Origin of the sequence: Pseudomonas sp. WS 5021, from assembly GCF_012985535.1 — a bacterium.
GTDB lineage: Bacteria > Pseudomonadota > Gammaproteobacteria > Pseudomonadales > Pseudomonadaceae > Aquipseudomonas.
Map to the genome: position 1 here is coordinate 317,694 of NZ_JAAQWP010000003.1, position 19,173 is coordinate 336,866.

At 61.5% G+C, this 19,173-nt stretch carries 19 protein-coding genes; 12 read left to right on the forward strand and 7 right to left on the reverse strand.

The genetic code is table 11. The annotated features are described in order from the left end of the window. Nucleotides 1–168 precede the first annotated feature (168 nt). A complete protein-coding gene (rpmB, locus tag HBO19_RS11390) occupies nt 169–402 on the forward strand; it encodes a 50S ribosomal protein L28 (protein ID WP_007920377.1) in 234 nt (77 codons plus the stop codon). An 11-nt stretch (nt 403–413) separates the two neighbouring features. Then, nucleotides 414–569 carry a 50S ribosomal protein L33 gene (gene rpmG / locus HBO19_RS11395; RefSeq protein ID WP_003176906.1) on the forward strand — a complete coding sequence of 52 codons (156 nt, stop codon included), beginning with the start codon at nt 414–416 and terminating at the stop codon, nt 567–569. Between the two features lie 79 nt (nt 570–648). Here the strand turns inward: rpmG and HBO19_RS11400 are convergent, their stop codons facing one another. Further along, nucleotides 649–1,011 carry a cupin domain-containing protein gene (locus HBO19_RS11400; protein ID WP_170042068.1) on the reverse strand — a complete coding sequence of 121 codons (363 nt, stop codon included), beginning with the start codon at nt 1,009–1,011 and terminating at the stop codon, nt 649–651. A gap of 227 nt (nt 1,012–1,238) precedes the next feature. On the opposite strand from HBO19_RS11400, the gene HBO19_RS11405 reads away from it, so the two are divergent. Further along, nucleotides 1,239–2,732: an aldehyde dehydrogenase gene (locus HBO19_RS11405; protein WP_057440504.1), complete on the forward strand. Its 1,494-nt coding sequence runs from the start codon at nt 1,239–1,241 to the stop codon at nt 2,730–2,732. 166 nt (nt 2,733–2,898) lie between these two features. Next, nucleotides 2,899–4,041: an MFS transporter gene (locus tag HBO19_RS11410; RefSeq protein ID WP_170057533.1), complete on the forward strand. Its 1,143-nt coding sequence runs from the start codon at nt 2,899–2,901 to the stop codon at nt 4,039–4,041. Between the two features lie 82 nt (nt 4,042–4,123). Here HBO19_RS11410 and HBO19_RS11415 read toward each other — a convergent pair whose 3' ends face one another. Both HBO19_RS11415 and HBO19_RS11420 read right to left on the reverse strand, forming a co-directional pair. After that, a complete protein-coding gene (locus HBO19_RS11415) occupies nt 4,124–5,689 on the reverse strand; it encodes a phospholipase D family protein (RefSeq protein ID WP_170057534.1) in 1,566 nt (521 codons plus the stop codon). A 62-nt stretch (nt 5,690–5,751) separates the two neighbouring features. Continuing rightward, nucleotides 5,752–7,185, reverse strand: coding sequence for a PLP-dependent aminotransferase family protein (locus tag HBO19_RS11420; protein ID WP_169955404.1), 1,434 nt, complete (start codon nt 7,183–7,185; stop codon nt 5,752–5,754). Nucleotides 7,186–7,350: 165 nt separating this feature from the next. Here HBO19_RS11420 and HBO19_RS11425 point away from each other — a divergent pair, with 165 nt between their 5' ends. Further along, the gene (locus tag HBO19_RS11425) at nt 7,351–7,584 is read left to right on the forward strand and encodes a DUF1127 domain-containing protein (protein ID WP_169955403.1); all 234 of its coding nucleotides are present in this window, start codon (nt 7,351–7,353) and stop codon (nt 7,582–7,584) included. A 1-nt stretch (nt 7,585) separates the two neighbouring features. Here HBO19_RS11425 and HBO19_RS11430 read toward each other — a convergent pair whose 3' ends face one another. Continuing rightward, nucleotides 7,586–8,878, reverse strand: coding sequence for an FAD-binding oxidoreductase (locus tag HBO19_RS11430; protein WP_170057535.1), 1,293 nt, complete (start codon nt 8,876–8,878; stop codon nt 7,586–7,588). Nucleotides 8,879–8,993: 115 nt separating this feature from the next. Between HBO19_RS11430 and HBO19_RS11435 the strand changes: the two genes are divergently transcribed. After that, nucleotides 8,994–9,347: a YkgJ family cysteine cluster protein gene (locus tag HBO19_RS11435; protein ID WP_169955401.1), complete on the forward strand. Its 354-nt coding sequence runs from the start codon at nt 8,994–8,996 to the stop codon at nt 9,345–9,347. A 105-nt stretch (nt 9,348–9,452) separates the two neighbouring features. Here the strand turns inward: HBO19_RS11435 and HBO19_RS11440 are convergent, their stop codons facing one another. Further along, nucleotides 9,453–9,941 (reverse strand): Lrp/AsnC ligand binding domain-containing protein, encoded by a 489-nt coding sequence (locus tag HBO19_RS11440; protein ID WP_003206849.1) that lies wholly within the window; start codon nt 9,939–9,941, stop codon nt 9,453–9,455. A gap of 156 nt (nt 9,942–10,097) precedes the next feature. Between HBO19_RS11440 and dadA the strand changes: the two genes are divergently transcribed. From dadA to HBO19_RS11470, 6 genes are all read left to right on the forward strand, one after another. Beyond that, the gene (dadA, locus tag HBO19_RS11445) at nt 10,098–11,399 is read left to right on the forward strand and encodes a D-amino acid dehydrogenase (protein WP_029289774.1); all 1,302 of its coding nucleotides are present in this window, start codon (nt 10,098–10,100) and stop codon (nt 11,397–11,399) included. Then, nucleotides 11,371–11,724, forward strand: a complete 354-nt coding sequence (locus tag HBO19_RS11450) for a RidA family protein (RefSeq protein WP_032856829.1) — start codon at nt 11,371–11,373, stop codon at nt 11,722–11,724. Before dadA ends, HBO19_RS11450 begins: the two co-directional genes overlap by 29 nt. 77 nt (nt 11,725–11,801) lie before the next feature. After that, the gene (gene alr, locus HBO19_RS11455) at nt 11,802–12,875 is read left to right on the forward strand and encodes an alanine racemase (RefSeq protein WP_170057536.1); all 1,074 of its coding nucleotides are present in this window, start codon (nt 11,802–11,804) and stop codon (nt 12,873–12,875) included. Nucleotides 12,876–12,991: 116 nt separating this feature from the next. Beyond that, nucleotides 12,992–13,540 carry a cupin domain-containing protein gene (locus HBO19_RS11460; protein ID WP_029289768.1) on the forward strand — a complete coding sequence of 183 codons (549 nt, stop codon included), beginning with the start codon at nt 12,992–12,994 and terminating at the stop codon, nt 13,538–13,540. 181 nt (nt 13,541–13,721) lie between these two features. Continuing rightward, nucleotides 13,722–14,135 carry a c-type cytochrome gene (locus HBO19_RS11465; RefSeq protein WP_169955452.1) on the forward strand — a complete coding sequence of 138 codons (414 nt, stop codon included), beginning with the start codon at nt 13,722–13,724 and terminating at the stop codon, nt 14,133–14,135. Nucleotides 14,136–14,268: 133 nt separating this feature from the next. Further along, nucleotides 14,269–16,191 carry an acetyl-CoA hydrolase/transferase family protein gene (locus tag HBO19_RS11470; protein WP_170057537.1) on the forward strand — a complete coding sequence of 641 codons (1,923 nt, stop codon included), beginning with the start codon at nt 14,269–14,271 and terminating at the stop codon, nt 16,189–16,191. 131 nt (nt 16,192–16,322) lie between these two features. On the opposite strand, the gene HBO19_RS11475 is transcribed toward HBO19_RS11470, so the two are convergent. Next, entirely contained in the window at nt 16,323–16,895 is a 573-nt protein-coding gene (locus HBO19_RS11475) for a xanthine phosphoribosyltransferase (protein ID WP_029289761.1), read from the reverse strand. Nucleotides 16,896–16,952: 57 nt separating this feature from the next. Beyond that, nucleotides 16,953–18,962 carry a DNA helicase Rep gene (gene rep / locus HBO19_RS11480; RefSeq protein WP_169955398.1) on the reverse strand — a complete coding sequence of 670 codons (2,010 nt, stop codon included), beginning with the start codon at nt 18,960–18,962 and terminating at the stop codon, nt 16,953–16,955. Nucleotides 18,963–19,173 lie beyond the last annotated feature (211 nt).

Sequence of the window (19,173 nt, forward strand, 5' to 3'; positions counted from 1 at the left end):
TGGGGTCTTTCTGGTATAAAGCAGCGCTCTTTTCTAGGGGCCCGGTTCCTTCACTGTAGGTGTAGCCGGTAAGACCCTTAAAGAAACGCGGCGCCTGGCGCCAAATGACTGAGAGATTAAGCGGCCAACCCATGCCGGGTTGGGCATGTGGTTTTAGAGGGCTGAGGCATGTCGAGAGTCTGTCAAGTTACCGGTAAGGGTCCGGTGACTGGGAATAACATTTCCCACGCAAACAACAAAACCCGTCGTCGTTTCCTGCCAAACCTGCAGCATCACCGCTTCTGGGTTGAAGAAGAGAAACGTTTTGTCCGTCTGCGCGTATCTGCCAAAGGCATGCGTATCATCGACAAGCGTGGCATCACTGTCGTGCTCGCTGAACTGCGCCGCGACGGCAAAATCTAAGGAGCTAAATCATGCGTGAATTGATTCGAATGATCTCTAGCGCCGGTACTGGTCACTTCTACACTACCGACAAGAACAAGCGTACTACCCCGGACAAGCTCGAAAAGAAAATGTTCGACCCGCGCGTTCGCAAGCACGTGATCTACAAAGAAGGTAAAATCAAGTAATTGGTTTTCTTTCTTGTGAAAAAACCCGTATCTCACGATGCGGGTTTTTTTTGCCTTTTGAAAAGTCGCGCTCGACCGATCAGGCCTTTTCTTCGAACACCACGTAGATCTTGCGGCACGGCTCCAGCACTTCCCAGGTGCCACTGAACCCGGCCGGGATCACGAAGCGGTCACCGGCGCGCAAGGTCTTGGCGTTGCCTTCGGCATCGCGTAGCACCGAAACCCCCTGCACGATCTCGCAGTACTCGTGTTCGGTGTAGTTCACCTTCCATTGCCCGACTTCACCTTCCCAGACCCCGGCGTTCATCTGGCCGCACGGGCTGTTGTAGTGGTTGTAGAGCGTCTGCTCGGGGTCGCCCTTGAGGACTTTTTCTGTGGCGGGGCGGTAGCGTTCGGCGGCGGTGTTCGCCTGGCTGAAATCGACGACATCCTGAATGTTCATGCACGTATCCCGTCTAGGCCTGGGGTTGGAGAGCCAAAGTCTATGTTTATTAAAATGAACATCGCAAGGGCGTTTGCCGCGGTTATGTCAAATATATTGAAACATCCCTTGCGGCTGGTTTAGGGTGGCGGGTGCCTCGGACCGAATAGCTGGCTGGCCGGGCAAGCATTTGGAAGGGAGCGGTTATAACGCCGGGCCCTTATATTTAATAAGAGGAGGACACTCGCATGACCACCCTGACCCGTGCCGACTGGGAACAACGCGCCAAGGACCTGAAGATCGAAGGCCGCGCCTACATCAATGGCGAATACACCGCCGCGGTTTCCGGCGACACGTTCGAATGCCTCAGCCCGGTCGATGGCCGCCTGCTGACCACGGTTGCCAGCTGTGACGTCGCCGACGCCCAGCGCGCCGTGGAAAACGCCCGCGCCACCTTCAACTCCGGTGCCTGGTCACGCCTGGCCCCGGCCAAGCGCAAAGCCACCATGATCCGTTTCGCCGCGCTGCTCAAGGCCAATGCCGAAGAGCTGGCCCTGCTCGAAACCCTGGACATGGGCAAGCCCATCGGCGACTCCCTGGGCATCGACATCCCTGGCGCGGCGCAAGCCCTGAGCTGGAGCGGCGAGGCCATCGACAAGATTTACGATGAAGTGGCCGCCACCCCCCATGACCAACTGGGCCTGGTGACCCGCGAGCCCGTCGGCGTAGTGGCGGCCATCGTGCCGTGGAACTTCCCGCTGATGATGGCCTGCTGGAAGCTGGGGCCGGCGCTGTCCACCGGTAACTCGGTCGTGCTCAAGCCGTCGGAAAAATCCCCGCTGACCGCCATCCGCATCGCTGCCCTGGCCGTTGAAGCCGGTATCCCCAAGGGTGTGCTCAACGTGCTGCCGGGTTATGGACACACCGTGGGCAAGGCCCTGGCGCTGCATATGGACGTCGACACTTTGGTGTTCACCGGCTCGACCAAGATCGCCAAGCAACTGATGATCTACTCCGGCGAATCGAACATGAAACGCGTCTGGCTGGAAGCCGGCGGCAAGAGCCCGAACATCGTGTTTGCCGATGCCCCGGACCTGCAAGCCGCCGCCGAATCCGCTGCGGGCGCCATCGCCTTCAACCAGGGCGAAGTCTGCACCGCCGGCTCGCGCCTGCTGGTGGAGCGTTCGATCAAGGACAAATTCCTGCCAATGGTGATCGAGGCCCTCAAGGGTTGGAAGCCGGGCAACCCGCTGGACCCGGCGACTAATGTCGGTGCGCTGGTGGATACCCAGCAGATGAACACCGTGCTGTCGTACATCGAGGCCGGGCACGCCGATGGCGCCAAGCTGGTGGCCGGTGGCAAGCGCACCCTGCAGGAGACCGGTGGTACTTATGTCGAGCCGACGATTTTCGACGGCGTGACCAACGCCATGAAAATTGCCCAGGAAGAGATCTTTGGCCCGGTGCTGTCGGTGCTGACTTTCGACAGTGCTGAAGAAGCGGTGGCGATTGCCAACGACACGCCGTATGGCCTGGCCGCTGCAGTCTGGACTTCGGATATCTCCAAGGCTCACCTGACCGCCAAGGCCCTGCGCGCCGGTAGCGTGTGGGTCAACCAGTACGATGGCGGCGACATGACTGCGCCGTTTGGTGGGTTCAAGCAGTCGGGCAACGGTCGCGACAAGTCGCTGCACGCGTTCGACAAGTACACCGAGCTGAAGGCGACCTGGATCAAGCTGTAAGTCCGGACTCCGGGCCCAAGCTGCAGTAGACCCAAATGTGGGAGCGGGCTTGCCCGCGATAGCGGTATATCAGTCACTCATGAGTTGGCTGGTACTCCCTCATCGCGGGCCAGCCCGCTCCCACAGTATTTTGCGTGATCTGGAAATAACCCACAGGAGCGTGGCAATGCGTTGGGCGACTTACTTCGCCGTCCTGGCGTCGGTACTCAGCGTCGGCCTCGCCCTGGGCGTGAGCATGCCGTTGGTGTCCCTGCGCCTGGAAAGCTGGGGCTATGGCAACTTTGCCATCGGCATCATGGCGGCCATGCCGGCATTCGGTGTGTTGTTGGGCGCCAAGGTGTCCAGTCGCCTGGCCTCCTGGTTGGGCACGGCGAACCTGATGCGCCTGTGCCTGTGGGCCGGGGCGATTTCCATCGGTTTGCTCGCGGTGTTGCCCAGCTATCCGGTGTGGCTGGTGCTGCGGTTGATGATCGGGGTGATCCTGACCATCGTGTTTATCCTCGGCGAGAGCTGGATCAACCAGTTGGTGGTGGAGCAGTGGCGTGGCCGGCTGGTGGCGCTGTATGGCTGTACCTACGCCTTGAGCCAGCTGTCGGGGCCGTTGTTGCTCGGTGTACTGGGCACCGATCATGACTATGGTTTCTGGGTTGGTGTCGGCCTGTTGATCGTTGCGCCGGTCCTGCTCCTGGGGCGCAGCGGGGCGCCGACGGCAGAAGCCTTCAGCGTGACCTTTGGCGACTTGTGGGGTTTTTGCCGTGGCCTGCCGGCGATTGCCTGGGCGGTGGCGCTGTTTGCCGCGTTCGAAGCGATGATTCTGACGCTCTTACCGGTGTATTGCCTGCAACAGGGCTTTACCGCCGAGGTGGCGCTGGCGATGGTCAGCACCGTGGTCGTCGGCGATGCCCTGCTGCAATTGCCGATTGGCGCCCTGGCCGATTACCTGCCAAGGCGCACCCTGTTTCTGGGCTGCGCGGTGCTGTTGCTGCTGTCGAGCCTGGCGATTGCGCCGTTGCTCGATACCTGGCTGATCTGGCCGATCTGGGTGCTGTTCGGTGCCAGCGCCGGGGGCTTGTTTACCTTGTCGTTAATCCTGATCGGCGAACGCTACCGTGATGATGCGTTGGTGCGGGCCAATGCCCATATCGCGCAGTTGTGGGGTATTGGTTGCCTGATCGGCCCACTGGTAGCGGGGGCTGGCAGCCAGTGGATCAGCGGGCATGCGTTGCCGTTGTTGATGGCGGCGGGGGCCTTGGGGCTGGTGATTCTGTTGTTGCGCCAAGGAGCGTTTGGCGTTGAGCAGCCAGCCTAGGTAAACCTGTAGGAGCCGCCTTGCCGGCGATAGCAACTTACCTGACCCGCCGCTATCGCCGGCAAGCCGGCTCTTACAGGGGTTAGAGCATGCGCTCCAGGCCCACGGTGGTAGCGAACCAGGCATTGAACCGGCGCCACCAGCTACCCGGCTCGCGGGTCAGGGTGTGCAACTGGCCGTTATCTTCCGTCACCCAGACCACCTGGCCCTCCTGCAGTTTCGCCTCATAACTCAAGGCGGGCGCCATCCCTTGCAGGGCCAGGTTGCGCACGTGTTCGGCCAGCTCAGGACTGTCCACCAGCACCCCGACCTCGGTGTTCCACAGCACCGAGCGCGGATCGAAATTGAATGAGCCGATAAACGACTTCTGCCGATCAAAGATCATCGCCTTGCTGTGCAGGCTGGAGTCCGAGCCATGCAGCGCGCGGCTACCCAGCAGGTGCGGGCCACTGCCGCCGCCGTCGCCCGGTTGGCGGCGCAGTTCGTACAACTTCACCCCGTGTTCCAGCAGCGCCTTGCGATAGGGCGCATAGCCGCCATGCACCGCCGGCACGTCGGTGGCTTCCAGGGCGTTGGTCAGCAGGCGTACGTCCACACCCGCGTCTGCGCGGCCGGTCAGGTACACCAGGCCCGGCTGACCGGGGACGAAGTAGGCCGAAATCATCATCAGTTCACTGTGCACGCCTTCCAGCTCTGGCCCCAGTTGAGTGGTGAGCAGCAGTTGCGGGTCGGGATCGGCCTTGGCCAGGACCTTGCTCGGTGCATCCCAAAGTGCCTGGTTCCAGGCCCAGATCAGCTCTCGGCGCCAGATGTCCATGCGGGGCTGGGTCTGGTAGGTGCGCAGACGGTTGTACAGGGCATGGTTTTGCTGGCGCGACTCGGCCAGGGACTTCTCCAGGAGCCCGCGCGCGGTGGCCAGGTCGCGGGAGGAGGGTGCGCTGGAGATAAAGTCGGCGATGGGTTTGCTCAGTGCACTGTTCCAGTACTGGTCAAAGCTGTGGCCCAGTTGTTCGGCCACAGGCCCGACGCTGAGCATGTCGATATCGGTGAAGTTCAGGTTGGGCTCGGCATCGAAATACTCATCCCCCAGGTTGCGCCCGCCGACTATCGCCATGCTGTTGTCCGCCAGCCACAGCTTGTTGTGCATGCGCCGGTGTTGCAGCGATAGGTTGAACAGCCGGCCCATGGCCCGCGTCACGCCGGTGCTGCGCCCCAGGTGCAAGGGGTTGAACAGGCGAATCTGGATCTGCGGGTGCGCGGCCAGGGTGGCGATGATCTGGTCCAGGCCGTCGCTGGTGGTGTCGTCCAGGAGGATGCGCACCCGCACGCCCCGGTCGGCCGCGGTGAGCAACTCGTCCACCAGCATGCGCGTGCTGATGCCGTCATGGACGATGTAGTACTGCAGGTCGAGGCTGGTCTGGGCATTGCGGATCAGTTCGGCGCGGGCCATGAACGCTTCACTGCTGTTGGGCAGCAGGCGGAACCCGGAGCGGCCCTGATAGGGCGCGGCCTGCGCCTGGATCGAGCGGCCGAAGGCGGACTGCGTGGCCGGCAGCGCTTCGCTGGGTACGCGGGGTACGTTGAGGGTGGCGCAACCGCCCAGGCCCAGGAACCCCAGCAAAAGAAGCGCTAACAGCCGTTGGCTCATCAAGGAGGCAGGTTCCGAATCAGGGCGGTGGTGGGCATATGACGGTGATTGCTGGCAAAAGGTCAGTCCACCCGCTGTTCGGCTTCGGCGAGCATCTTGATCGCCGTGGCCCCGACCTTGCGCACCGCCTCTTCAATCTGGGGTGTTGGCTTGGCAGCGTAGTTCATCCGCAGGCAGTTCCGGTATTTGCCCGAGGCAGAAAAGATGCTGCCCACGGCAATCTGTACGCCTTGCTCGACCAGGGCGCGGTTGAGCCTGAGGGTGTCGAAGCCCTCGGGCAGTTCCACCCACAGCATAAAGCTGCCCTGGGGCCGGCTGGCGCGGGTGCCGGCGGGGAAATAGCGGCTGACCCAATCGAGCATCAGGTCGCGATTGCGCTGGTATTGGCTGCGCATCCGCCGTAAATGCGGCTCGAAGTGCCCGTTCTTGAGGAACTCGGCAATGGCGATCTGCGGTTGGGTGGCGGTGGAGCCGGTGCTGATGTACTTCATGTGCAGCACCCGCTCCAGATAGCGGCCAGGGGCTACCCAGCCGATCCGCAGGCCGGGGGCCAGGGTTTTGGAGAAGGAACTGCAGAGTAGGACGCGGCCATCTTCGTCGAAGGATTTGATGGTGCGTGGTCGCGGGTAGCTGTAGGCCAGTTCGCCATACACATCGTCTTCGATGATTGCCACGTCAAAGCGCTGGGCCAGGGTCAGCAGCGCCCGTTTGCGGGCCTCGGGCATGATGTAGCCCAGGGGGTTGTTGCAGTTGGGGGTCAACTGGATGACTTTGATCGGCCATTGTTCCAGGGCCAGTTCCAGGGCTTCGAGGCTGATGCCGGTGAGCGGGTCGGTGGGGATTTCCAGGGCTTTCATGCCCAGGCCCTTGAGGGTCTGCATGGCGCCATGAAAGCTTGGCGAGTCGACGGCGACGATATCGCCAGGCTCGCAAATCGCACGGATGCTGGAGGACAGCGCCTCATGGCAGCCGGTGGTGATCACGATGTCCTGGGCGTCGAGCTGGCAGCCGGAATCCAATGACAGACGGGCGATTTGCTCGCGCAGCTCCATACAGCCGTAGATATTGTCGTAGTACAGGCCTGGCAGGTCCTGGCGCCGGCTCACCCGGGCCAGGCTGCGCAGCAGCGGCTTGATGGTCGGCGACAGTACATCCGGCATGCCTCGGCCCATCTGTATGACATCTTTGCGCGGCACCGCGCGGACCAGTTCCAGCACCTGGTCCCACTGCGAAATCTCCACCGGGCGCTGGGCCGGCCGACCCACGGCGGGCAACGCCGGCAGCTCGCGCCCGACAGGCACGAAGTAGCCGGATTTTGGCTTGGGTGTCGCCAGGCCGTTGTCTTCCAGCAGCCGGTAAGCCTGCTGGACGGTGCTCAGGCTGACGCCATGTTCTACGCTCAAGGCGCGCACCGAGGGCAGACGGTCGCCGGGACGGTAGAAGCCCTGTTCGATGCGCGTGCCCAGCAGTTCGGCGAGGTTGACGTAAAGCGTCATGGCGGTTGCTCCCGAGGACCAGTACAGATGCCTGGAAAATACAGGATTCAGCGTGTGCTGTGGAGTATCTGTATGGATTTAATATAGGTTGGTTGAATCTGTAATGGTTTTGCTGCGGCGCTCATTCTAGTCACTCATGGCAACAGGCAAATGAGGGGCAAGACAATGAGTGGCTTGAGCGACGTGCGGCTGGCATTACACAGTCAGGAACTGGAAGCAGGGCAGGAGCGTGGGCTGGCCGGGCTGGCGCCTGGCAATCCGAGCCGTTGGGAACTGTTCTGGCGCCGGCGCCACACGCGCAAGGCCTTGCTGGAGTTGAGCCGGGAGCAACTGCGCGACATCGGCCTGAGTGCCGAGCAGGCGCGCCAGGAAGGCTTGAAGCCGTTCTGGCGCGGCTGAGTCAGAGCAGTTCTTTCAAGCGGTGCCAGAGCATGCCCAGGGCCAGCAGCGGTGAGCGCAAGTGCTTGCCGCCAGGGAAGGTGATGTGTGGCACCTGGGCAAACAGATCGAAGCGCCCACTGTGCTGGCCGCTGATGGCTTCGGCCAACAGTTTGCCGGCCAGGTGGGTGGCGTTCAGGCCATGGCCGGCGTAGGCCTGGGCAAAGTACACATTGGGCTGGTCGGCCAGCCGGCCAATCTGCGGCAGGCGGTTGGCGCCGATGCCGATCATGCCGCCCCATTGATAGTCGATCTTCGCCTCGGCCAATTGCGGGAAGACCTTGAGCATCTTCGGCCGCATATAGGCGCCGATGTCCTGGGGATCGCGTCCGGAGTAGTGGCAAGCACCGCCGAACAGCAGGCGCCGGTCGGCCGACAAGCGGAAGTAGTCCACCGTGACCCGCTGATCACACACCGCCATGTTTTGCGGCAGTAACTCGGCGGCCTGGGTTGGGCTCAAGGGTTGGGTGGCAATGATGTAGCTGCCAGCGGGCAGCACCTTGCCGCTCAGGTGCGGGTTGAGGCCATTGAGATAGGCATTGCAGCCCAGCACCAGGGTCTTGGCGCGCACGCTGCCCTGGGCGGTGTGGACTTTGACTTCAGGGCCGTAGTCGATGCGCAGGGCTTCGGACTGCTCGAACAGCCTGACCCCCAGTTGCTGCGCGGCGGCGGCTTCACCGAGGGCCAGGTTCAGCGGGTGCAGGTGGCCGGAGCCCATGTCGATCATGCCGCCCACGTAACGGTCGGAGCCGATCACGCTGCGCATCTCCCCGGCTTGCAGCAGGCGCAGTTCATGGCGATAACCAAGCCCGTGCAGTTCTTCGGCGTCGGCGGCCAGGCCTTGCAGGTCGCGGGGCTTGTTGGCCAGGTCGCAATAGCCCCAGGCCAGGTCGCAATCGATCTGGAAGCGCTCGACCCGCTGGCGCACGATTTCCACGGCTTCCAGGCCCATCAGCTTCATCTGCCGCACACCTTCGGTGCCGACTACATTGGCAAACTGATCCAGGCCGTGACCGACGCCACGAATCAACTGCCCGCCGTTGCGCCCGCTGGCGCCCCAGGCGATCTTGCGCGCCTCCAGCAGCACCACGCTAAAGCCGCGCTCGGCCAGCTCCAGCGCGGTGTTCAGCCCGGAAAACCCGCCGCCCACCACGCACACATCGGCGACGACTTCGCCTGCCAGCACCGGATAATCGGGCTGCGGCAGGCTGCTGGCGGCGTAGTAGGAAGCGGTGTGCCGGGCGCTGGCGGTCATGGGGAGCATCCGTGTTTGGAAAATTTGACGCAGGATACAGCGGTCGGGTGAAGCTGTCTCACTCGGGGCTTTTAGGGCAAAATCCACGCCTATTCGCCGTTCGGTATGGGTTTCGATGAGTTGCAACAGCCAGAAAGTCAACGCGCTGCGCCGGCAGATTCCCTCGTTCGAGTGTGTGCCGGGTTGCCATGATTGCTGTGGGCCGGTGACTACATCCACCGAGGAAATGTCGCGCCTGCCGCGCAAGACGGCGGCCGAGCAGGAAGCGGCCATGGATGAGCTCAATTGCGTACACCTGGGCCCCGACGGCTGCACGGTGTACGACGAACGCCCGCTGATCTGCCGGCTGTTTGGTACTACCCCCAGCCTGCCATGCCCCAACAACCGTGGCCCGGTGGAGTTGATTCACCCGCGGGTGGAGAAGCAGATCCACGAGTACATGGCGACGACGCGGCAGGTGCTGGTCTGACTGCTCCCCTTGTAGGAGCCGGCTTGCCGGCGATGGCGTCATTCAATTGAATGCATGACTCCAGGGCTTCATCGCCGGCAAGCCGGCTCCTACACGGTAGGGGCGTCAATCCGGGATCGGCAGGTTCAGGCTCTCCTTCACCTCTTCCATCACGATATAGCTCTTGGATTCGCGCACATGGGGCAGCTTGAGCAGGATGTCGCCCAGCAGTTTGCGGTACGAAGCCATCTCGGAGATCCGCGCCTTCACCAGATAGTCGAAATCCCCTGAGACCAGGTGACACTCCAGCACATGGGGCAGTTTCAGCACGGCACGTCGGAATTCTTCGAAGGTATCGCCGGATTTGTAGTCGAGGCTGATCTCGACAAACACCAGCAGGCTACCCTTCAAGTGCTGCGGATTGAGGCGGGCGTTGTAGCCCATGATGATCCCCTCGCGCTCCAGGCGCCGGACCCGTTCGGTGCAAGGCGTGGTCGACAGCCCGACCTTCTCCCCCAGCTCGGTAAACGAAATCCGCCCGTCGGCCTGCAGGATGCGCAGGATGTTGCGGTCGATCTTGTCCAGCTCCCGCTTGGTCTGGGTATTGGTCCGCATAGGGGATGCTCCTCCGTGAAAAGGGTTTTTGCCGAGAATTGTCGCCAAATATAGGCACTTATATAGTGAAATGCACTGGCCATTGCTTTTTATACTGCCCACATCTTTGTGCTGAACAACAAACGTCAGCGGTCAAGCCGTGATGAGGATATAAAAATGCGCGTTTTGGTCTTGGGTAGCGGTGTCATTGGTGTGGCCAGTGCCTACTATTTGGCGCGTGCCGGTTTTGAGGTGGTCGTGGTCGACCGTCAGCCGGCCGTTGCAATGGAGACCAGCTTCGCCAACGCCGGCCAGGTCTCGCCCGGTTATGCGTCGCCATGGGCCGCGCCGGGCGTGCCGCTCAAGGCCATCAAGTGGTTGCTGCAGCGCCATGCGCCCCTGGCGATCAAGGCCACCGCCGATATCGACCAATACCTGTGGATGGCGCAGATGCTGCGCAACTGCACGGCCAACCGTTATGCGGTGAACAAAGAGCGCATGGTGCGCCTGTCCGAGTACAGCCGCGACTGCCTTGACGAACTGCGCGCCGAAACCGGTATCGCCTACGAAGGCCGTAGCCTGGGTACTACGCAATTGTTCCGCACCCAGGCGCAACTCGATGGCGCGGCCAAGGATATCGCCGTGCTGAAAGAGTCCGGGGTTCCGTTCGAGCTGCTTGACCGCGCCGGCATTGCCCGCGTCGAGCCGGCCCTGGCCAGTGTCACGGATATCCTGGCCGGTGCCCTGCGCCTGCCCAATGACCAGACCGGCGACTGCCAGATGTTCACCACGCGCCTGGCCGATATGTGCAAGCAGTTGGGTGTGGAGTTCCGCTTTGAACAGGACATTCAGCGCCTGGACCACGCCGGCGACCGCATCAACGGCGTGTGGATCGACGGCAAGCTGGAAACCGCCGACCGCTACGTGCTGGCCCTGGGCAGTTACTCGCCGCAGTTGCTCAAGCCGCTGGGGATCAAGGCGCCGGTGTATCCGCTCAAGGGTTACTCCCTGACCGTGCCGATCACCAACCCGGCGATGGCCCCGACCTCGACCATTCTCGACGAGACCTACAAGGTCGCGATCACCCGTTTCGACAACCGCATCCGGGTCGGTGGCATGGCTGAAATAGCCGGTTTTGACCTGTCGCTGAACCCGCGCCGGCGCGAAACCCTGGAGATGATCGTCAACGACCTTTATCCTCAGGGCGGTGATTTGAGCGAAGCCACCTTCTGGACCGGCCTGCGTCCGACTACCCCGGACGGTACGCCGATCGTCGGCGCCACGCCCTTCAAGAACCTGTTCTTGAATACCGGCCACGGCACCCTCGGCTGGACCATGGCCTGTGGCTCTGGTCGCCTGCTGGCGGACCTGATGGCCAAGAAAACCCCGCAGATCAGTGCCGCAGGCCTTGATATTTCCCGTTACGGCAACCCTCAGGAGTCCACAAAACATGTCAATCCAGCGCCAGCTCACCAATGAGCGCATGAGCCAGATCGTTGTCCACAGCGGTACCGTGTATCTGGCAGGACAAGTCGGCGACGACATGAGTGCCGGGATTGAACAGCAGACCCGAGAAACCCTGGCCAATATCGAGCGATTGCTGGATCTGGCCGGTACCGACAAAACCAAGTTGCTGTCGGTGACGATCTATCTCAAAGACATCGACGCCGACTTTGCCGGCATGAACGCGGTATGGGACAAGTGGCTGCCAAAAGGCGTGGCCCCGGCCCGTGCCACGGTCGAGTCGAAGCTGTGTGAGCCAGAAATCCTGGTGGAGCTGTCTGTCGTGGCTGCTCTGCCATAAACGATCCCTCTTCCGGTGCCGGCGCTATTGGCCGGTACCGGTTTTTTCTTCCCACCGCCGCCTAGAAGCCTGCCGCCATGCGTCCTGCCCGTGCCCTGATCGACCTACAAGCCCTGCGCCATAACTACCAATTGGCCCGCGAACTGACCGGGGCCAAGGCCCTCGCCGTGATCAAGGCCGATGCCTATGGCCATGGTGCCGTGCGTGTGGCCCAGGCCCTGGAAGACCAGGCCGACGGTTTTGCCGTGGCCTGCATCGAGGAAGCGCTGGAGCTGCGCGCCGCTGCAGTTGGTGGGCCGGTGTTGTTGCTCGAAGGATTCTTCGAGGCCGACGAGCTGCCGCTGATCATCGAGCATGACTTGTGGTGCGTGGTGCATTCGCTGTGGCAACTGGAGGCGATTGAACAGGCGCGCCTGAGCAAGCCGCTGACGGTGTGGTTGAAGCTGGATTCGGGCATGCACCGGGTTGGGCTGCATCCCAAGGACTATCACGATGCGTACCAGCGCCTGCTGGCCAGCGGCAAAGTCGCAAAGATTGTGCTGATGAGCCACTTCGCCCGTGCCGATGAGCTGGACTGCGCCAGCAGCGATGAGCAGGTCGCGGTATTCGAGGCGGCGCGCCAGGGCCTGGCGGCCCAGGTCAGCCTGCGCAATTCGCCGTCGGTGATGGGCTGGCCGAGCGTTTCCAGTGATTGGGTACGGCCGGGCATCATGCTTTACGGTGCGACGCCCTTTGGCGAAGACCAGGCAGTTGCCGCGCGTTTGCAGCCGGTGATGACCCTGGAGTCGAAAGTCATCTGCGTACGCGAGCTGCCAGCGGGCGAGCCAGTGGGTTATGGCGCGCGCTTCGTGACGCCCAAGCCGATGCGTATCGGTGTGGTTGCCATGGGGTATGCCGACGGTTATCCACGGCACGCGCCGACCGGCACACCGGTGCTGGTCGCCGGCCAGCGCAGCCAGTTGCTGGGGCGGGTGTCGATGGACATGCTGTGTATCGACCTGACCGACGTGCCCCAGGCCGGCCTGGGCTCGACCGTGGAATTGTGGGGCAAAAACATCCTCGCCAGCGATGTGGCGAGCGCCGCCGATACCATTCCCTACCAGATTTTTTGCAACCTGCGCCGCGTGCCACGGCTCTATTCCGGCATATAGCCGCAGGCCGCCGATCACGCCCACCAGGATTCAGACCAAAGTGTTGTAAATACTGAACGCTGTCGCCATGATAACGCTCAATTACAACAAAGCCTGAATCCTAGGAGGCTCCTGCATTGGACGTCGGCGAACGACTGCAATCCATCCGTAAACTGAAAGGTCTTTCCCAGCGTGAACTCGCCAAGCGTGCGGGCGTCACCAACAGCACCATTTCGATGATCGAGAAAAACAGTGTCAGCCCCTCCATCAGCTCCTTGCGCAAGGTGCTGGGCGGCATTCCCATGTCCATGGTCGAGTTCTTTTCCGAGGAGATCCTCCAGGAAAAACCGACGCAGATCGTCTATAAAGCCAATGAGCTGATCGACATCTCCGATGGCGCGGTCACGATGAAACTGGTGGGCCGGGCGCATCCCAGCCGGGCGATTGCGTTTCTCAACGAAATCTACCCGCCAGGCGCCGATACCGGCGAGGAAATGCTGACCCATGACGGTGAGGAAACCGGGATCTTGTTGGAAGGTCGTCTGGAGTTGGTCGTGGGCGTCGAAACTTTTGTGCTCGAAGCCGGCGATAGCTACTACTTTGAAAGCACCAAGCCGCACCGTTTTCGTAATCCGTTCGATGTGCCGGCGCGACTAATCAGCGCAGCCACGCCCGCGAACTTTTAACAGAAGAGGCGCCCTGCCTACCTTGCAGAGGTGCCCATCGTTGTATTTCGCCCTACTGAATCTCCCCTTGGATAATAGGGTTGTTTCAGTGAGGCGGCCTAACCGTTATACTTTCGCCGCCTGCGAAACCGTGGCCGCAGGCGTGAATAGCCACCATGAGGGTGAACGCGTGAACCTAATTATGAAAATGCTGGCCGTACCAGCAACCGTACTGGCCCTTTGGGCTGCCAGCGCTCAAGCTGCGACCAATGATGATATTGCCAAGCGCCTGGCGCCTGTCGGACAGGTGTGTGTCCAGGGGCAAGAGTGCAAGGGGATGGAAGTCGCTGTGACAGCAGGCGGCGGCGGTGCGAAAACGCCGGACGAAGTCATTGCCAAACACTGTAATGCTTGCCACGGCACGGGCCTGTTGGGTGCACCGAAAATCGGTGACACCGCAGCCTGGAAAGAACGCGCCGACCACCAGGGCGGCCTCGACGGCATCCTGGCCAAAGCCATCACCGGGATCAACGCCATGCCGCCTAAAGGCACCTGCTCCGATTGCTCGGATGACGACCTCAAGGCTGCGATCGAGAAGATGTCTGGTTTGAAATAAACCGATCTTCGCCAAAAAGCCGCTGACCAGCGGCTTTTTTGTGGGCGCAATTTGGCGGCCAAGGCTGTTCATTGCAGCAAAGACCCGGCAAGCTCGGTCCAACCCCTAATCACGGAATGTTCAGGAGGGTCGGATGGTGCAGTTGTGTTCAATCGAACAAGCGATCGATGACGTACTGGAGCGCTTGCCTGCGCATATCCACATGGGTATGCCGTTGGGTCTGGGCAAGCCGAATCTGTTTGCCAATGCCTTGTACCGGCGCATTGCCAAGCTGCCCGAGCGGGCGCTGACCATCTACACGGCCCTCAGCCTGGGCCGCCCACCGTTGGGCGATGGCTTGCAGAAGCGTTTCCTGGAGCCGTTTATCGAGCGGGTGTTTGGCGATTATCCCGAGCTGGACTTCCTCGCCGCCCTGCGCAAGGACAGCCTGCCGGCCAATATCCACGTGCAGCAGTTCTTTATGCAGCCCGGCAGCCTGCTGCATAGCGCCTCGGCCCAACAGGACTATGTCAGCAGCAACTACAGCCATGCCGCCCGCGATATCAACGCCGCCGGCCTGAACCTGGTCGCGCAGTTGGTGGCCAGCAGCAGCGAACACCCGGATCGCCTGAGCCTGAGCTGCAACCCCGATATCACCCTCGACCTGTTGCCGATGATCGCCAAGCGCCGTGCGGCCGGGGAGACCATCCTGGTGGTCGGCCAGGTGCATGAAGATTTGCCCTACATGCCCGGTGATGCCGAGCTGGGCATGGATCAGTTCGACTTCCTGATCGACGAAAAAGACCGCACCACGCTGTTCTCCACGCCAAACATGCCCGTGGGTTTGCAGGACCACTTCATCGGTTTGCACGCCAGCACCCTGGTGCGCGACGGCGGTACGTTGCAGATCGGCATCGGTTCGATGGGCGACGCCCTGACCGCTGCGCTGCTGGCGCGCCAGGCCGATAACGAAGGCTACCGGCAGTTGCTCACAGACCTTGATGTGTACCAGTGGGCACCGCTGATCAGCCGTGAGGGCGGGGTCGAGCCGTTTGCCCGGGGCCTTTACGGCTGCAGCGAAATGTTCGTCAACGGCTTGCTGGTGCTGGCCGACGCCGGGATTGTGCGGCGCAGGGTGTACCCGGATGTGGCGACGCAGCAGCAGGCTAACGCTGGCCTGCTGGACGATGCGGCGCAGCCGGATGGCGTGTCGATCCACGGTGGTTTCTTCCTCGGGCCACGCAGTTTTTACCAGCGCTTGCAGGAAATGACTCACGCCAAGCGCCTGGAATTCAACATGACCCGCATCAGCTACATCAACGAGCTGTACGGGCAGGAAGAGCTCAAGCGCTTGCAGCGCCTGGATGCGCGGTTTATCAACAGCGCGATCATGGTCACGTTGCTGGGCGCCGGTGTTGCCGACCAACTGGAAGACGGTCGCGTGCTCAGCGGGGTGGGCGGGCAATACAACTTTGTCGCCCAGGGCCATGCGCTGGAGGGCGCGCGCTCGATCCTGATCCTGCGCAGCTGGCGCGAGTCGGGTGGCGATGTCAGCTCCAATATTGTCTGGGAGTACGGCCACTGCACGATTCCCCGGCACCTGCGCGACATTGTGATCACCGAATACGGCATCGCCGACCTGCGCGGCCAGACGGACGCCAAGGTGATCGAGGCGCTGCTCAATATCACCGACTCGCGATTCCAGGCCGACCTGATCGAGCAGGCGCAAAAAGCCGGCAAGTTGCCCAAGGACTTCCAGCTCGACCCGCGCTTTGCCGACAACACGCCCGAGCGCTTGGAGGCCGTGCAGGCGCGGCATCCAAGGCTGTTCCCGGAGTACCCGCTGGGCAGTGACTTCACTGACGAAGAGCGCGATTTGTTGCGCGCGTTGAACTGGCTCAAGAGCAAATTCAAGCTGACGGAGATTCTGGAACTGGGCAAGGCGGCGCTGGATGCACCCGAGCCTGAGGCGTTTGCCGAGCACCTGCTGCGCATGCGCCTGGAAAAGCCGGAGGGGTTTAAAGAGGATTTGTATCAGCGTCTATTGCTTGCTGGCCTACAGGCCACTGCGCGCTGACAGGTAACACAAGGCAAATGTGGGAGCTGGCTTGCCTGCGATGAGGGCCTGACAGTCGACATCTCTGTCGCCTGACACTGCGCTATCGCAGGCAAGCCAGCTCCCACATTTTTAACTGTGCTCGCTCACCTTCAGTCGATGAAGGTCACGACACCGCCAGCCAGGGACTTGACCCGCGCCAGCGACTCAACCCGGTAACCCTGGGCATCCAGCTCGGCACGCCCGCCCTGGAACGACTTCTCGATCACGATCCCCAGGCCTGCCACGGTGGCGCCAGCCTGCTTGATGATCGAAATCAGTGCCTGGGACGCCTTGCCGTTGGCCAGGAAGTCATCGATCACCAGCACGCGGTCGCTGCTGGTCAGGTGGCGCGGGGAAATCGCCACAGTGCTTTCGACTTTCTTGGTGAAGGAATACACCGTCGCCGACAGCAGGTTTTCCGTCAGGGTCAGGGACTGCTGCTTACGGGCGAAGATCACCGGCACGCCCAGGTTCAGGCCGGTCATGATCGCCGGCGCGATGCCAGAGGCTTCGATGGTGACGATCTTGGTGATCCCCGAATCCTTGAACAGCGCGGCGAATTCGTCGCCGATCAGCTTCATCAGCGCCGGGTCGATCTGATGGTTCAGAAAGGCGTCGACCTTGAGTACCTGGTCGGAAAGCACGATGCCTTCTTCGCGAATTTTCTTGTGCAGTGCTTCCACAAAAGCTTCCTCTGGTGGCGCAAGGGGCGCCGAAAGTAGATTAAAAAGTAGTCGATTCTAGCGCTTTAGCATCGCGCGTATATCCGCCAGGGCGGTGTTGCCGCGTACCGCCTTGACTTCAGTTGGGGTGTCGTCGTTGCCTTCCCAGGCCAGGTCGTCCGGTGGCAGCTCATCGAGGAACCGGCTCGGGGCGCAGTCGATGATCTCGCCGTACTGCTTGCGCTTGGCCGCAAAGGTGAAGGCCAGGGTCTGACGCGCGCGGGTAATACCCACGTAGGCCAGGCGCCGTTCTTCTTCGATGGTGTCGGCTTCGATGCTGGAACGGTGTGGGAGGATTTCCTCTTCCATGCCCATGATGAACACGTAGGGGAATTCCAGGCCCTTGGACGCATGCAAGGTCATCATCTGCACACCTTCGGCGCCATCCTCTTCTTCCTGCTGGCGCTCGAGCATGTCGCGCAGCACCAGCTTGCCGATGGCGTCCTCGACGGTCATTTCACCGTCTTCGTCTTTTTCCAGGGTGTTCTTCAACGCCTCGATCAGGAACCAGACGTTGCCCATGCGGTAGTCCGCCGCCTTGTCGCTGGAACTGTTGGTGCGCAGCCAGTTTTCATAGTCGATATCCATGACCATGCTGCGCAGGGCGCTGATCGGGTCTTCGCCGGCGCATTGCTCGCGCACCTTGTCCATAAAGCGCTTGAAGCGCGACAGGCGATCGGTGAAGCGCGTGTCCAGGTGCTCGCCCAGGCCGATTTCATCGGTGGCGGCGTACATCGAGATCTTGCGTTCGGTGGCGTAGTTGCCGAGCTTTTCCAAGGTGGTGGAGCCGATTTCCCGGCGTGGCACGTTGATCACGCGCAGGAAGGCGTTGTCGTCGTCCGGGTTCACGATCAGCCGGAAGTAGGCCATCAGATCCTTTACTTCCTGGCGTCCGAAAAAGCTGTTGCCGCCTGACAATCGATAAGGAATCTGGTGGTGCTGCAACTTCAGCTCGATCAGTTTGGCCTGGTAGTTGCCGCGATACAGGATGGCGAAGTCGCTGTAGGGGCGGTCGGTGCGCAGGTGCAAGGTCAGCAGTTCGACGGCCACGCGCTCGGCTTCGGCGTCTTCGTTGCGGCAGCGGATCACGCGGATCTCGTCGCCGTGGCCCATCTCGCTCCACAGTTGTTTTTCAAACTCGTGGGGGTTGTTGGAGATCAGCACGTTGGCGCAACGCAGGATGCGACTGGTGGAGCGGTAGTTCTGCTCCAGCATCACCACTTTCAGGGACGGGTAGTCGTCCTTGAGCAGCATCAGGTTTTCCGGGCGCGCTCCGCGCCAGGCGTAGATCGACTGGTCATCGTCGCCGACCACGGTGAACTGGTTGCGCGTGCCGATCAGCAGCTTCACCAGCAGGTATTGGCTGGCGTTGGTGTCCTGGTATTCGTCCACCAGCAGGTAGCGCACCTTGTTCTGCCACTTTTCCAGGATGTCCTTGTGTTCCTGGAACAGTTTCACCGGCAGCAGGATCAGGTCGTCGAAGTCCACCGCGTTGAACGCCTTGAGCGTGCGCTGGTAGTGGGTATAGACAATGGCGGCGGTCTGTTCCTTGGGGTTGCGCGCGTTTTCCAGGGCTTCGGCGGGCAGGATCAGGTCGTTTTTCCACGAGCCGATCATGTTCTTGATCTCGTCTACGCCGTCGTCGCCGGCATATTCCTTCTGCATGATGTCGGTCATCAGGGACTTGACGTCGGTCTCGTCGAAGATCGAGAAGCCCGGCTTGTAGCCCAGCCGCACATGCTCCTTGCGGATGATGTTCAGCCCCAGGTTGTGGAAGGTACACACGGTGAGGCCACGGCCTTCGCCACCCTTGAGCAGGGTGCCGACGCGTTCTTTCATTTCCCGCGCCGCCTTGTTGGTAAAGGTCATGGCGACGATGTACTGGGCACGGATGCCACAGTTCTGGATCAAGTGCGCGATCTTGCGGGTGATCACGCTGGTCTTGCCGGAGCCAGCACCGGCGAGCACCAATAGAGGGCCGCCGACGTAGTTCACGGCTTCTTGCTGCCGGGGATTGAGTCGGGACATACAGGGTTTTGGGAGTCTTTGAGCGAAAAGGGCGGGCATTTTAACAGGCTGGCAAGATTCTGCCGCCTCTGAACGACAGTGTGACGTACCACTCGATCTAAATTTGCCGGTTTTGTTACTTTGCCGCAGGATGTGCGGGGTTTTTGGGTCTATTGTTCGATCTAGAGCCGCACAGCACGTATTTGATAACCAATATCATTGGTCATTATCA